The sequence below is a fragment of the Nostoc sp. NMS9 genome (assembly GCF_017114995.1).
In the GTDB taxonomy this organism is placed as follows: domain Bacteria; phylum Cyanobacteriota; class Cyanobacteriia; order Cyanobacteriales; family Nostocaceae; genus Nostoc.
Genome location: NZ_JABXKL010000029.1, coordinates 37,808 through 53,316, shown reverse-complemented (window position 1 = coordinate 53,316; position 15,509 = coordinate 37,808). Strand labels below are relative to the sequence as shown.

Sequence of the window (15,509 nt, the reverse complement as noted above, 5' to 3'; positions counted from 1 at the left end):
ATACTTTTAACTGCTTATTTTCCCTAACTCATAAAAAAATGGGCGAACCGGGAGTAGTAAGGTTTGTGTCCCATTGTACTCACACGTTTAAGAAAGGTTTTTTAAATGGATTTTAGTTCAATCTGATTCACTATTGTGCTTCCTGGAAAGCCTGAATCGCTAGTCCCTGCTGATCTACGGACAGGTAGTTGATAGATGTCAATAAAGCAGTCTCTAGCAAACTCTCTCCATAGATACTTTGATTGATTTCTCCCCATATTGGATTAAAGGTGAACTGCCCATTGTTGTACGCGTCAAGAAAACGCCGATAGCTGGAAACAGCCCCTTGATAATTACCTGTTTCAATACATGTGCTGCTTATGCAAAGAAAAGCTTTTCCATAGTCGGGAAATTTGTGGACAATTTCTTCATATTGCTTGATCGCTTCTTGAAACCTACCGAGCCTCTTAAGCGTGGCAGCACGATTGTTGTAGTACATTGGATTGGCGTCATCAAGAGTGATAGCTTGATCATAAAGAGACAGAGCATTTTCAAACATGCCCATCTTAGCGCTTACATTACCTTCGTTGAAAAAGAGTTCGGCTTTAGCTTGATCTGTGTAGCTTTTCATAGTTCACACTCCCTAGCTTGAGATTTGTGTTTAGCTACCAGATAGTATTCCCAAAAATCTTGTACGGCATAACATTCCCAATCACCCTAGATAAACCGCAACACCCAACAGATAACTTTTAGCTAGTTGCGTATTGCGATTTGCTATGCAAATGATTGCGTTGTTTGAGTGGCTGTGAAATGATCTGCCGATTACTTACAGCTTGTTTTTGTCGCAAATCATCACAAATTGCTTGTAAATCGTAGTTGAAAGCCTTTGCATGTTCTTCTCGAATTCTATAAATCTCTTCAAGAATTTCATCTTTCCACATATCTACTCTCCCATTAGTTCGTAGGGTGTACAAAGGCTCGGCAACTCGTATCCGGCATCAAGACTGATTTGGGCTAGCTTTTTCTGGATTTGAGCATTGGCAATATGCTTACAGTTCCACGTTAACAGATAGTCCAATCCGTAAACTGTAGCCGCCGCAATATGAAGTGCATCATCAGCGGCTTTCGGTGGAAGGCTACTTTTTGCGAGAAATTGTCCTGCTAAATTTTGAACAGCTTCACTGACTTCAAGCAAAGGAAAATCACGCACTATTTCAAGTCGCTTCGTTGCTATCTCTGTATCGCCTCGTGCTATTTCATCCAAAACCACTTGAGAAATGTAGAGCATAAACTGATAGCGACGTGTGTCCCAGCATTCTGGCGTAGCTTCTAAATTAGCCATCAGGATCAAGTTGTTACTGGGTCTAGCAGTCAAGTAGCCAACAATACTGGTTTCGATGTAAACAGTTTCGCTCATCTGGTATTAAGCTGTTAACTTTCTCATGTTATCCGAAGTCAAAAACCATAAACTGCGTAGGTTGGGTTGAGGAACGAAACCCAAGCGTATTGGGTTATAACGGTGAAGTTTAATTGCTGCCATTCCTCAATAGCCTAATGGATGGCGGAAATCACCAACCGCTTTGTCAATTTCTTGAGCGATCGCTAGCAACTCCATCTCGCGCCATCGCTTGCCAATAATTTGGATTCCAATCGGTAAGCCATTATGAGTTTGCCCAATAGGAATCACTACCGCCGGATGACCACTGAGATTAAATGGCATAGTGTAAGCTCCGTTTGCCACCACATAAGGATAGGATTTGCCGTCTATATCAATGGCGCTCCAAGCCGGACAATGGGTAAATGCAGGAGTTGCTGTCACAGGAGTGAGCCATACATCCCACGCTTCTAAAGCTTCATCGATTTGGGCAATGAAGCGATCGCGCTCGGTGAGTGTCTCAAAATATCCTTTTAAGCTGGGATTCCAAATTTCTGGCAGAAAGCTGCTGAAATTCCCCAATTTTCGCAATTTTTTGTCGCCTTGAGTTGCCGTGCGAAAGAGTAACTCTAAGCTGCGTAGCACATTATAGCGATCCTTGGGTTGGGCGTAGTTGTTGATGTATGCTTCCATCCGCCCGCAGAGGTTCCACACTGTCGATAGATTAAAGTCTTTGGGAAGCCAGCGTTCAACATAACTACCTGCTTGAGCAAGTTTTTGCACGACTGTCTGTACTGCGGCTCGAATTTCTGCAGCAATGGGAACTTCCACCCATTGATCAATCCAAGCAATTTTAAGATCCTGCAAAGACTTGCCTGATGGAGTATCAAGGGGAATCGGTGGCACATCTGGGCGACGCAGATCCGCACCAGCGATGAGCGAGAAGCAAAGGCGAATATCTTCGAGCGATCGCCCAAAACAGCCAATAGTCAACATTTGTCGCAAGCATAGCGGCATTCCCGGTACTTCAGGGATACTTCCGGCGGTGGAAATACGGCGATCTGTTGGCTTTAAGCCATACACACCGCAGAAAGTTGCAGGCTGGCGCACGGAACCCGCAAGATCGTTGCCTATATCTAATGGTGAGAGTCCGGCTGCAACAGCAGCAGCACTGCCTCCAGAACTGCCACCTGCTGTATAGTCAAGATTCCAGGGATTATTTACCCGTGGAAACAGAGAATTTGTACTTTGAAAATCACCAGCCAGTTCCGCCATGTTCGTTTTTCCAAGGATAACGGCTCCTGCTGCCCGCAGCCTTGCGACAACGGTGGCATCTTGTTGAGGAATGTAGTCTTTGAGAGGAATGTAACCTGCTGTGGTACGAAGTCCTACTGTTTCAAAAATGTCTTTGATCGTGACAGGGACACCGTGCAGAGCGCCCCAGTGTTCTCCTCTAGCTAGGGCTTCATCTGCAAGCTTGGCTGTGGTACGAGCATTGTCTTCGTCTAACGTGCAAATCGCATTCAGCTTTGAGTTGTGTTTAGAAATCTGCGCCAGGTAAGCATCTAACACTTCCATAGCAGAGACTTGGCGATCGCGAATCATCTGAGCAAGTTGATGAGCGGGTAGAAAAACTAAGTCACTCATATCATGTCCGGTTAAAGACTTATCATTAAGACCGCTCCAGGGGCAGAGGGGCAGAGGGGATGGGTTTTTGGGCTTTCTGCATAGATAAAGGGAATTATAACTAATTAGCCGGACATGATATCATAAGTCGATAAGTCGATTTCACTTGATTGCTCTTTTCAATCTAAAATCCAAAATTCTGTGACGATCGCTATCAGCAAAATAGCTCAACCACGGTCGGCTTAGTCACTTTCCCCATCGCATTGCGCGGTAATTCTTCAACTATCAGAATTTGGGTTGGCACTTTATAAACAGCCAATTGCTCTTTTGCCCAACTCCTGAAAGCTTGTAATGTTAAAGGTTGTGAACCTTGCAATACTAACGCGGCACAAACTCGTTCACCCCACTCTAAATCGGCAACCCCAACCACAGCACATTCTTGGATATCTGGATGCGATCGCAATACTTCTTCTATTTCTAAAGCTGAAACTTTATACCCTCCGGTTTTGATGATATCCACGCTCATCCGTCCCAGAATGCGGTAGTTACCGTTCTCAACTACGGCGGTGTCTCCAGTACGGAACCAGCCATCTTGGAAGGCTTTGGCGGTTGCTTCGGGGTTTTGCCAATATTCTAGAAACACTCCTGGGCCTTTAACTTGGATTTCTCCTGGTGTCCCAGTTGGAACTAACTCTCCGTTCTCATCTACTAATCTCACTTCAACTTGAGGTAAAGGCTTTCCTACATATCCACACAATCGTTCACCGTGTAAAGGGTTCGATAGCGCCATGCCGATTTCAGTCATACCATAGCGCTCCAGCAGAAAATGGCCGCTGATGCTCTGCCACTTTTCTAAAACTTGAACTGGTAATGCTGCCGAGCCAGAAATCATCAAGCGCATCTTAGCACAGCCTTCTGACATCCTTTTTTGGCGTTCCTTAGAGGCAGTTTCCCAAGCCGTAATTAGCTTTACATAAATTGTTGGTACTGCCATAAATAAGCTTAAGTCACCGTCACAAATTCGGTTCCAAACGGTTTCGGCATCAAACTTGCTCAATATATGGCACTCCGCGCCAGCCCATAAAGTACAAGTCAGTACGTTAATAATCCCATGAATATGATGTAGGGGCAGTATATGTAAAATGCAATCGTTAGATGTCCATTCCCAAGCGGTGATTAAGCTAGTCACTTGCGCTTGAATATTTTGATGAGTCGTAACTACACCTTTTGGTTTACCTGTTGTACCGCTGGTATAGAGAATTAAGGCGCCTCTAGTGATATCTATCTCTGGGAGGTTACTAATATTATGTGGGAGCATTTCTGAGGTGAGGATAAATCGCAAATTGTGTGCTTCGGCGAGCGATCGCAGTATATCCTCAAAATTAGGATGAGCAATAATAATCGATGCTCCAGAATTGGTAATTACATACTCCAATTCTGGGCGTGGATGAGAAACACACAGAGGTACAGCTATGCCACCAGCCCGCCAAATTCCCCATTGAGTGGCTACATACTCAAACCCAGGCGGGATAAGAAAGGCAACTCGTTGCTCTTGTAAATCTTCTGTATTTTGAAGAAGACTTGTTGCTATTTGACTAGAAGTGTGTAGCAAATCCCGATAAGTAAATGATCCATCCGTTGTCGTGATTGCTCTTTTCTCGTTGTGTTCTTCAGCACGAATAATCAATGGGAGATTCACGTTTGTTTACCGATTTAGGGTTGATTCAGTCTACTTAATGAAAGTATATATATAAATCTGATTTGATTTGCTCTGCACCGACAGACGCAGAGCCACGACTTTTTTAATAAATCAATAATCGTTTTATTCGTAACTTTATAGATACTACAACCAACGTTGTTTTTTGGCATAGACAATACTGCCAATCACAATTAATGCCATCATACAGATTACCGCAGGGTAAGCCCAAGGTTGTTCTAATTCCGGCATATATTTGAAGTTCATACCATAGAAGCCAGACATAAAAGTGATTGGTAAAAAGATCGTTGATAAGATAGTCAGACGATTAATTCGTTCACCAGTTTTACTAGCAATATTATCACGTTGAATTTCCATTAATTCTGACATCCACGCTCTTATAGCTTGATATTCTTGCCAGAGTTTATCAACGTGATGAACTAATTCTTGATTGAATAGTTCTTTTACTGGCTGACCAATCCATTGGAAATCTTCATTATCCATAATAGCCATAAGTAACTTGATGCTTTGAAAATTACGGCGTCCAGAACGAGTAGATTGCCTCATTGTGGCAATTTTTTGGTAAGTTGATTCATCACCAGAATTGTCTAAAACTTCATCTTCTAAATCATCAAGTTTTCTAGAAATATAGGTAAATACAGTTTCGTAATTATTCAAAATATCTTTAAACATGAGATAAAAAAGATAGTCAATTCCCAATTCTTGAATATCTAGAGTTCGTTTTTGGAGATTATTAGCTAAAATACTTAAAATTTTTAGTTCAGTGATTTCAAAAGTTATGATAAAATTATTTCCAACTACAATATTGCCACGTACAACCTCAAACTCATTATTTTTTATTTGAGAACTTAGGATTTCATAGCTGTCAAATAAACAATCTTCTATATCTTCATCAATTCCTACAGGGGAATGGTTGAAAATCATGTTAACACGAGATGGATTTAGTCCAAAGTGCTTGATAATTCTGGCTGTTCCAGTGCGATCGCGGAAGTGAACACAACGTAACCAAATATTGTGAGAACCATCAATTCTTTTCAGTACCGTATCGACATCTCTATGGGTGAATATTTCCAGGTTATCTGGATAAAAAGTCAGGAGAATTAGCATATAGCAATCCTAATTGAGTCGTGAAAAAACACGGGGACTCATATTGAGCGATAATTTATTTGACTACAACGACACATAAAATGTCAAAGCTTACAATTTATAACGCTATGTAGTAAGACTTTAGTCTTTATTTGATAAGTACTAAAGTGCTTACTACCAACTTTCAAAACCAGCTTGATAAAGTACTAGTCGTAAAATTGTAAGGTAAGACACATTTAAATAATACAATCACTCTTTAAGAGTTTTGACGATTGATAGTTAACACTGTATTGAGTGGTAGCTCAATTTTTTTCTATTTTCCCAGATTTAGGGCGAGTAGTTGGCGCTGACGCTGACTTATTTTGTAAAATTGTAATTTCCCGCCGTGCATCTTGATAACTATCTTGTTCCCCTTGCTGTTGGAATAGTTTTGCAGCTTTTTTGAAATCTGCGATCGCACCCGATTTATTTTTCTGCTTGGTGCGAATCACACCCCGGTTATAATAGGCTAAGGCGTTGTTAGCATTAATTGCGATCGCTCGTGAATAATCCTGATTTGCAGCTTTTTTATTTCCCAGCTCGAGATAGGCGTTACCACGGTTATTGTAAGCTGCTACATTATTAGTATCTAGTTTTAGGGCTGCGGTGTAATCTTCAATAGCGCCTTTATAATCTCCAAAAGAAAAGCGGTGAATACCTCTGTGAATATAAGCCGCAATAAATTTAGGATCGATCTGTAAAATAGTGTTGTAATCTTCAGTAGCTTCTACTTGATTTCCCAGATCGCTGTAAATATCACCACGATTCAGATAAGCTTCTATGTATTTGGGATTAATGTTGATTGCATCTGTGTAATCTTTAATTGCTTCATCTTTTTGTTTATTAATAGATTGAGTTAAACCCCTTTGATAATAAGCTTTAGCATCACTAGGATTAATCTTAATTACTTTATCAAAATCTTGGATTGCTTCAAGTCTAAGTTTGAGGCGACGGTGGAGAATACCTCGTTGCAAGTAGGCTTCAGTATACTGAGGTTTAAGAGCGATCGCTTTGCTAAAATCTCCAATTGCGCCTTTATGATCCTTCGATTGAGCACGAGCTAATCCTCGTCCATAGTAAGCATAAGCATCTTTAGAATTTAACTTAATTGCTTGAGTATAATCTGCGATCGCTTCTTTGTATTTGCCTAATTCCGAAAAAGCAAATCCTCGGTCAAAATAGGCATTAGCATCTTGAGGATTCAGTAAAATAGCTTGGCTAGAGTCTGCTTGTGCTTGCTCGTAATCTCCTAATCGATAATAAGCATCACCTCGCCTATTATAAGCTAAAGCGTTTTGCGGATCTAATTTAATAGCCTGATTGAAATCTTCAACTGCTCCTTCATAGTTTCCTGACTCATATTTATTTACTCCCTCTTGGTATAATGTCTGTTGGGCATCACTTACAAGTTTTGGCGATCTCAATTGCCAAGCTGCAACACTAAGAGAAATACAGCCAACTATCCCCGCTAGAACTAGTAATAATTTTTTCTGATGCTGTTTTTGTTGATCGTCATCAACATTTATTAACTTTTTCAGGTCGTCTAAAACTTCGGTTGCATACCGGTAGCGCTTACGATAGTCAAAACGCACCATTTTATTAATAATTTTTGCTAATTTTATGTTAACTTTGAGATTTTTCTCGCGCCAAACTATTTCACCTGTCAGCTTATTTTTCTGACTTCGTAAATTAGATATTTCGTTTGTAGGTAAAGCTTTCAGTGCTGCGATCGCAACGATACCTAAAGCATATATATCACTGTTGTATTTGAGGTTGCCGTTAATTTGTTCTATAGGCATATACTCCATATCATCAACGGTATTCGCGATTGCTTCATTAAAAGTACCAAAATTAACCAAAACTAATTTTTTATCTGACTCACGACGAATAATATTTGCTGGTTTAATATTCCGATGAATCACGCCATAGCTGTGTACAACGACCAAAATTTCTAATATCTCTGACAAAAGACTAATTACTTCATCTTCTCTCAAAGGTTGGCCCTGGATAATTTCGTCACTTAAAGGATTACCAGGTATAAATTCTTGGACTATATAAAATTCTTCATTTTCTTCAAAAGAAGCAATGAGCTTTTGGATTTGGTCGTGTTCCTGTCCTAGTTTTTCTAAAGTTGCTGCCTTACTCGTAAACAAGCGACGTAGAATTGTTAAAGCTTGAGGATTGCTATTAGGGAGACATAACTGCTTTACTATAAATTGTTTACCAGTCAGATTAATATCTTCAACTAGATAGGTTTTCTCTTTTTCCCCATCATTGAGAACTTTTAGTATTTGATAATGTCCATCTAGTAAATGACTATTCATCAATATAAATATAGTCTGATAAATTGTTCGATTATAGCTTACGTGTTATTACTACTGATTTTAAAATATAAATATTTATTTATTAAGCAACTTCAAATGAGATCAACGCGTGGGCTGCTACTGCGTGTATATTGCAAAGTTCCTCTCCCAAGCTTGGGAGAGGGATTTAGGGTGAGGGCTTTTGATTCAGATTTTACGCTGGCACGACAAATTTCTCGCTACCAGCCAGTTCAAAGGCTGCATGAATAGCTTGCAAAGCTTTAACACCTTGCTCTTGTGCCACAACACAACTAATTTTGATTTCAGAGGTGGCAATCATTTGAATATTGATTTGTTGTTGAGCTAAAGCTTCAAACATTTTAGCGGCAATACCTGGTTGTCCTACCATACCTGCACCGACAATACTCACCTTAGCGATCGCACTATCTAAAACAACTTCACCCCATCCTAATTCTGCCGCTACTTGGGTAAGCATTTTTTTTGCATTTTCCCCGTCTATCCGCGAGACTGTAAAGGCAATATCTCGTCTGGGAACACCATCAATCACCCGACAACGCTGAGATTGGATAATCATATCAACACTAATATTATGTTGCGCTAATAATCCAAACAACTTCGCCGCCATTCCCGGACGATCTGGCAATTGGCGAATAGCAAGACGCGCTTGATTCAAATCGAGGGCAACACCGCGAACGGGAGGACAATTGGGCAGAGGGGCGGAGGGGCGGAGGGGCAGAGGGGAATCTATGCACGCACTCTCCCCTGCTCCCCTGCTCCCCTGCTCCCCTGCCTCAATCTCAAAGGCGGTGCGGAGTGCGGTGACGGCGCGATCGCATTGCGCGGCATTGACTACACAACTTACTTTCACTTCGCTGGTGGAAATCATTTGAATATTCACGCCTGCTTCAGCTAAGGTAGCGAACATTTTTGCAGCTACACCAGGACGGCCAATCATTCCTGCGCCTGCGATGCTGACTTTGGCAATGTTATGTTCTACCATTACCTCGGCTTCGTCAGATTTGGGGTTAGATTGACTTCTCAGGGCTGGGGCGATCGCTGTTGCTACTGCTTCTGCCCGTTTTAATATTGGTGTTGTAACCGTAAAGGCAATGTCATTACTGTTACCTTCATGAACTGACTGAATAATCAAATCTACATCTACTTTTTGCCGAGAAATTTCACCAAATAACCTGGCTGCAACACCTGGTTTGTCGGGGACGCGCAACAAAGCGACTTTTGCTTGGTTAGTGTCAAATTCTACAGCATCTACAGGACGGGCAATTTCTAAATTAATCAGCGATCGCCCTTGAGGTTTGGCTGATGTCACCCAAGTACCTGGTTGATCCGTCCAACTAGACCTAACTACAAGGGGAACACCATAGTTACGAGCAATTTCCACAGCACGGGGATGCAGCACTTTTGCGCCCAAGCTAGCTAATTCCAACATTTCATCGCAGCTGATGGCATCCATCAACTGCGCTTCGGCAACTAAACGGGGGTCTGTAGTGAGAATCCCTGGAACGTCTGTATAAATTTCGCAAAAATTCGCTTTTAATGCGGCTGCGATCGCCACTGCTGAGGTGTCGGAACCACCACGACCCAAAGTCGTAATTTCCATCTCTCCGACGCTGGATATACCTTGGAAGCCAGCTACTACAACTACTTTACCTGCATTGATGTGGCGAGTTAGGCGAGTAGTTTCAATATGCAAAATCCGAGCGCGGCTGTGTTCAGCCTCAGTAACAATTCCTACCTGAGCGCCAGTCATGGAAATTGCTGGTTGTCCGAGTTCCTGCAATGCCATACTGAGTAAGGCAATAGTTACTTGTTCGCCAGTAGAAAGCAGCATATCCATTTCCCGGCGATTAGGATTTGGAGAAATTTCAGTAGCTAGTTTGACGAGTCCATCGGTGGTTTTGCCCATTGCCGAAACCACTACGACAATAGAGTTTCCAGCTTTAACAGTTTTATAAACACGCTGTGCAACAGCTTGAATACGTTCGACTGAACCGACAGATGTACCACCGTATTTCTGAACTATGAGCGCCATAACTTTTTTTTAATCAATTGTGCCTGCTTTCATCAACGCTTCCGCCTGGTTAGGAAGCCTTCAAGGCTTATCAGTTATATAGTTTACTAAATATCGCGGCAAATGCCCTATAATAATTGATTATTCAAAAACTACATCTTCGTAGAGTGCTGCCATTGTTTCCTCAAAATCCACGCTGTTGAGTCGAAATGATTGATGCTCTGATGTGTAGGATTGTAAAACCCACAACCCTTGCTCATTAAGTCGAAAACACTCAACTCGCTGACGTTTTGTATTAATTAAAACATACTCTTGCAGACTTTCCAGTGTTTGATAATCGGCGAATTTGTCGCCCCAGTCAAAGGCTTCGGTAGAATTAGATAAAACTTCGACAATTAAACAGGGAAATCTTTTATAACCTGGTGTTTCTCGATCTCGTCGATCGCAAGTAACCATCACATCGGGATAATAAAAGCGGTTCAGAGTTTCGATTCTGGCTTTCATGTCAGCGATGTAAACACGACAACCAGAGCCACGCACATGATTACGGAGGAAGGTAGCAAGGTTTCCAGCGATGGTTACATGTGCATCAAGCACCTCAGCCATTGCGTAAATATAGCCGTCTATATATTCATGCTTGATATCGCTCTGTTCCTCCATTTGGAGGTATTCTTCAGCAGTAAGATAGTTTTGTTGGGGCGAGGCTATCATAGTTGAAACTTTAATTCAGGAATATAAGCTTCATTCTAGCGATTGCTTACTATCACCATCTTGATATTCTTTGATTTTGGCATATAAGCTAGCAACCGTTTCTTTAGCAAATACTTTTTCTTTAACTTGCAAATAGTCACCTTCACTTAGTTTACAAGCTGCCCAAAATTTCATTACCTTCGATGGTTCTAAATGAGTGAGCAAAACCTGCATAACTTCTTGCAAATTTTCTTGTTTGTTAATAACTTTAATTTCCATTGTCTACCTCTAAAATAAATACTGGTATCTAGATAAACCCTGGTCATATAGCTTTTTTTTACAACTTTATCTAAAGAAAAGCGATCGCCTCTAGCAATACGCTCTATGCGTAGGCGTAGCTGTCGTAGTCATCGCTTGTCGATTTACACTTCTTTTCTAAAGCATCGCCAGCTTTCGGCTCAATGATATACCAAAATGAATGCGTGAATTACTCAAATGAGAAAGCAAACTGGAGTTTGAGAAAGTAAAAGCTCCTTTTGCTTGCGGAAAACACCAAAATGAGAAAGCAAACTGGGGTTTGAGTAAGTAAAAGCTCCTTTTGCTTGCGGAAAACACCAAAATGAGTAAGCAAACTGGAGTTTGAATAAGTAAAAGCTTATTTTGCTTGCGGAAAACACCAAAATGAGAAAGCAAACTGGGGTTTGAGAAAGTAAAAGCTTATTTTGAGAAAGTAAAAGCTCATTTTGAGTAAGTCGAATGGCATTTTTACTTAGTTCAATATGAATTTTAGTCTAGGCGATCGCGCTTTTCAGTTTTATCACGGTAGGCTTTGCACAAAACTAGCTTATTCTGGATTTTGGGGGAGGCGATCGCGAAGACTTGCCAAATTTTCACAACACTTGATAGTGCGGGAATGACTTACCCCTAATCGTTGCTCAAAAATCTCCAAAGCTTGCAAATACAACGGTTCAACTTCGGTGTAACGTCCTTGTAAGTAGTAGAGTTTTGCCATATTGTTGAGGCTACAGGCGACATCTGGATGTTTTTCTCCCAGCAGTTTGCGCCTGAGCGCCAATGCTTGGATTAAAAGGGTTTCGGCTTCGCTGTATCTGCCTTGAGAAAAGTAGAGTACTGCTAGATTGTTGAGGCTTTCTGCAACAAATGGGTGTTCTTCTCCCAGCAGTTGACGCCTGAGTGCCAAAGCTTGGATGTAAAGGGGTTCGGCTTCGCTGTATCTGCCTTGGGAGTCGTAGAATGCCGCTAGGTTGTTGAGGCTAGAGGCGACATCTGGATGTTCTTCTCCCAGCAGTTGACGGCTGAGTGCCAAAGCTTCGATGTACAAGGGTTCAGCTTCGCTGTATCTGCCTTGGGAGTCGTAGAATAACGCTAGGTTGTTGAGGCTAGTAGCGACATCTGGATGTTCTTCTCCCAGCAGCTTGCGCCAGAGTGCCAAAGCTTGAATTAAAAGAGGTTCGGCTTCGCTGTATCTGTCTTGGGAGTAGTAGAGTAACGCTAGGTTGTTGAGGCTAACGGCGACATCTGGATGTTCTGCTCCCAGCAGTTGGTGCCTAAGTGCCAAAGCTTGGATTAAAAGGGGTTCGGCTTCGCTGTATCTGCTTTGGGATTCGTAGAGTCTCGCTAGGTTGTTGAGGCTAAGTGCGACAGATGGATGTTCTTCTCCCAGCAGTTTGCGCCTGAGTGCCAATGCTTGGATGTAGAGGGGTTCGGCTTCGCTGTATCTGCCTTGGCAGTCGTAGAGTCTTGCTAGGTTGTTGAGGTTAAGTGCGACATCTGGATGTTCTTCTCCCAGCAGTTTGCGCCTGAGTGCCAATGCTTGGATGTAAAGGGGTTCGGCTTCGCTGTATCTGCCTTGAGATACGTACAATGCCGCTAGGTTGTTTAGGCTACGTGCGACAGATGGATGTTCTTCTCCCAGCAGCTTGCGCCAGAGTCCTAAAGCTTGGATGTAAAGGGGTTTGGCTTCGCTGTATCTGCCTTGATATCTGTAGAGTCCCGCTAGATTGTTGAGGCTAACGGCGACATCTGGATGTTCCTCTCCCAGCAACTTGCGCCTGAGTGCCAATGCTTGAATTAAAAGGGGTTCTGCTTCGCTGTATCTGCCCTGGGAGTTGTAGAGTAATGCTAGGTTGTTGAGGCTTTCTGCAACAAATGGGTGTTCCTCTCCTAAGCGTTTTTTGGTAACTTCTAGACACTGCTTGTACCAAGGGAAAGCTTGGTTATACAACCCTCGACCATCGTAAAATCGAGCGTTTCCGACGAATGCCCAAATTAAATCATCATCGCTGACGTATTGAATCAGATTCTTCGCTACCTCAGCTATATGAGGTATGACCGGAGAGACAATGGTGATTTGCTCAAGGGTGGGAGTTTCAGAAATATCTTTGGCGATCGCTACCATTACCCGACAAAGCGATCGCTTAAATTCCTCTGCCTGTTCTAAACCTGTAAGCTTATATTGAAAAAACTCCCGCAACAGTGGATGTAGTTGATAGATTCCCTCACCTTTGCGCTGGAGTAAATGCAGATTCAGCAGGCTATAATCTCTAATTTCCTCTAAATCTTCGGCATCTTCTTCTGGTAGACACTGTTCCACCAACTTCCAAGGTATGGGTGCGGCGGCAAATAAACTCAATAAACAGCCCAATTGTTTATCGTCGTCCTCTAATTCCTGCCAACTCAACTCAAAAGCTGCTAACACACCACGTTGTGCTGTCATATCGGCTTCCGACTTAGATTTAGAGAGGGAACGCTCATCTAATCGCTTGTTCTCCAACCGCCGCAACATTTCTGCTAAAGATAAATCCTGTTTCCACGCCAGATAGCGCCCTACTAATTCCACACCCAAAGGTAAATATCCCAGCCATTCACACAACTGATTTGCTAAAGCTAATTCTTTTTCAATTCGCCCCGGTGTTTCTTTGAGTAAAGACTTTAATAACTCCAGCGCCGCCTCTGGTTGCAGCACATCCAAAGATAATTGTGCGATGCGTCCCAGCTTCTGGCGCGTAGTCATCAACACTTTAAACCGAGAAGATGACGACGGTAGATAAGGCTTAACTTGCTCGTAGTCGCTGACATCATCCAGCACTAGCAGCACCTCGCCCTCACGCCAACGCCGCCAACAGAATTGCACTTGGGCGAGTATATCAAAATCTTCTGGCGGCTTTAAATCAAGCTGCGTTCTCGCAAACTGCACAACTTGAATGCCCATATCCCCAGTTTTTGGTAGCAACCAGCAAAGCCCACCGTTATATGTTTTGCGTTGCTGGATGGCATATTGTAGGGCGAGTTCTGTTTTACCAACTCCACCCATACCAGAAATAGCTGCGATCGCAACTTGTCTTTTATCCTGCAAAAGTTGGTGAAGATTTTGCAATTCTTCTTCACGTCCAATAAATTCCACCACCCCACTCAGGGGCAAATTTTGCGGTATTTCAGTAGAGGGATTTGACTTTACCCGTTCCCGTTCGGGCGACTGTAGTCAGAAGTTAAAGGTATTGCCAGAAACAGTATTAGTTCCGCCTTTAATGATTATCCCTTTATAGTTTTCAATAGTTTGAGTCAATTGCGGTTGAGCTTCTTTAGCCAATGCTGCGACAGCTTGAGCAATTTCATCATCTTTCTTTGCCGCTTCCTCTACCTGCTGCCCAATAAGATAAGCTTGACCATAATCTAAAGGTTGTGTTTTAGCCTGTTCGATAACCTTCGCCGTGCTAGGTTCCTTGCGTTTGAGCAGAACTAACAATTTTTCGCCTTCATCCCAAGCCTTTTCGCCGATGATTTCACCAGTTTTTTCAAAGGCTTTGGTGATTACCAAAGTGGCGATCGCAGCTGCGGTGAGTGATACTGGCTCCATAAGTTTGCCAAAATACACGAGATTTTACTTAATGGCTCTCAGTCTAACAGCCCCTAAACACGTAATGGAGAGCAAATAACAGAATAAATTATAAAACAATTTAAGGGACGACTCCAACAAGTGAAATCGTCCCTTCCAAATTATAAAAATGAAATATTCCCTATCTACTTACCCTTGCAGGTTCAACCCACTCATCCCAAGAGCTATCGTAGCCATCATAAGTAATTTTATAAAGATCGTTACTAACTTCTAAAACCTGCCCTGGATACCATTTTCCCTTCCACAAAATTCTTACTGCATCTCCAGTTTGAAATGATGCCCGAAAGCGTGTAGTGCCAACCCATTCATTCCAGGAACTATCATAACCATCGTAGGTAATATAGCACTTCTCATCATTAACCTTAAGTACCGTAGCTGGATACCATGCTTCTTTCCAAAGAACCTCAGCCTTTTGTCCCACAGAACAGGGTGAGGCAGCAAAAGCGCTAGGAATTAATGTTCCTACCCAAGTTGCCATGAATATAGCGCCAAACAATACTTTGTTTTTCATGATTATTTCTATCCTTAAACAGTAAAGTAAAACTGAATTTTGATGATGATTTATGGAAATCTACTTCAAAATTTACAACTAACTGTTACTATTTTTGTGAGATTTGTTTAGCGAGCGCCTCAGCAAAAATTAGGAATTTCTGCCGCCGAATGTGAAGATAGCACCGCAGGATTCCGCATTTAAAAATAACAGTAGTTACTGATTTTACAAATTTGAC

Annotated in this window: 13 protein-coding genes; all 13 read right to left on the bottom strand. The window is 42.2% G+C overall.

Features of this window, described 5'->3' with window-relative positions:
- Window positions 1-130: 130 nt before the first annotated feature.
- Entirely contained in the window at window positions 131-610 is a 480-nt protein-coding gene (locus HWQ40_RS10250; protein ID WP_292777294.1) for a tetratricopeptide repeat protein, read from the bottom strand.
- 118 nt (window positions 611-728) lie between these two features.
- Window positions 729-920, bottom strand: a complete 192-nt coding sequence (locus HWQ40_RS10245; RefSeq protein WP_292777291.1) for a hypothetical protein — start codon at window positions 918-920, stop codon at window positions 729-731.
- Window positions 921-922: 2 nt separating this feature from the next.
- The gene (locus tag HWQ40_RS10240; protein WP_292777288.1) at window positions 923-1,396 is read right to left on the bottom strand and encodes a type II toxin-antitoxin system VapC family toxin; all 474 of its coding nucleotides are present in this window, start codon (window positions 1,394-1,396) and stop codon (window positions 923-925) included.
- A gap of 126 nt (window positions 1,397-1,522) precedes the next feature.
- On the bottom strand, window positions 1,523-3,001 hold the full coding sequence (locus HWQ40_RS10235) for an amidase (protein ID WP_292777286.1): 1,479 nt from the start codon (window positions 2,999-3,001) through the stop codon (window positions 1,523-1,525).
- A gap of 193 nt (window positions 3,002-3,194) precedes the next feature.
- A complete protein-coding gene (locus HWQ40_RS10230) occupies window positions 3,195-4,679 on the bottom strand; it encodes an acyl-CoA synthetase (protein WP_292777284.1) in 1,485 nt (494 codons plus the stop codon).
- 144 nt (window positions 4,680-4,823) lie between these two features.
- The gene (locus tag HWQ40_RS10225; RefSeq protein WP_292777282.1) at window positions 4,824-5,804 is read right to left on the bottom strand and encodes a CorA family divalent cation transporter; all 981 of its coding nucleotides are present in this window, start codon (window positions 5,802-5,804) and stop codon (window positions 4,824-4,826) included.
- A gap of 281 nt (window positions 5,805-6,085) precedes the next feature.
- Complete coding sequence (locus HWQ40_RS10220) at window positions 6,086-8,146, bottom strand: serine/threonine-protein kinase (protein ID WP_292777280.1); 2,061 nt, start codon at window positions 8,144-8,146, stop codon at window positions 6,086-6,088.
- A gap of 193 nt (window positions 8,147-8,339) precedes the next feature.
- Entirely contained in the window at window positions 8,340-10,196 is a 1,857-nt protein-coding gene (locus HWQ40_RS10215; protein ID WP_292777277.1) for an aspartate kinase, read from the bottom strand.
- Between the two features lie 120 nt (window positions 10,197-10,316).
- A complete protein-coding gene (locus HWQ40_RS10210; protein ID WP_292777275.1) occupies window positions 10,317-10,886 on the bottom strand; it encodes a Uma2 family endonuclease in 570 nt (189 codons plus the stop codon).
- A 30-nt stretch (window positions 10,887-10,916) separates the two neighbouring features.
- Entirely contained in the window at window positions 10,917-11,144 is a 228-nt protein-coding gene (locus tag HWQ40_RS10205; RefSeq protein WP_292777273.1) for a hypothetical protein, read from the bottom strand.
- Between the two features lie 565 nt (window positions 11,145-11,709).
- Entirely contained in the window at window positions 11,710-14,292 is a 2,583-nt protein-coding gene (locus tag HWQ40_RS10200) for a tetratricopeptide repeat protein (protein WP_292777303.1), read from the bottom strand.
- Between the two features lie 75 nt (window positions 14,293-14,367).
- On the bottom strand, window positions 14,368-14,742 hold the full coding sequence (locus HWQ40_RS10195; RefSeq protein WP_292777271.1) for a hypothetical protein: 375 nt from the start codon (window positions 14,740-14,742) through the stop codon (window positions 14,368-14,370).
- Between the two features lie 160 nt (window positions 14,743-14,902).
- Window positions 14,903-15,292 carry an agenet domain-containing protein gene (locus tag HWQ40_RS10190; RefSeq protein ID WP_292777269.1) on the bottom strand — a complete coding sequence of 130 codons (390 nt, stop codon included), beginning with the start codon at window positions 15,290-15,292 and terminating at the stop codon, window positions 14,903-14,905.
- Window positions 15,293-15,509 lie beyond the last annotated feature (217 nt).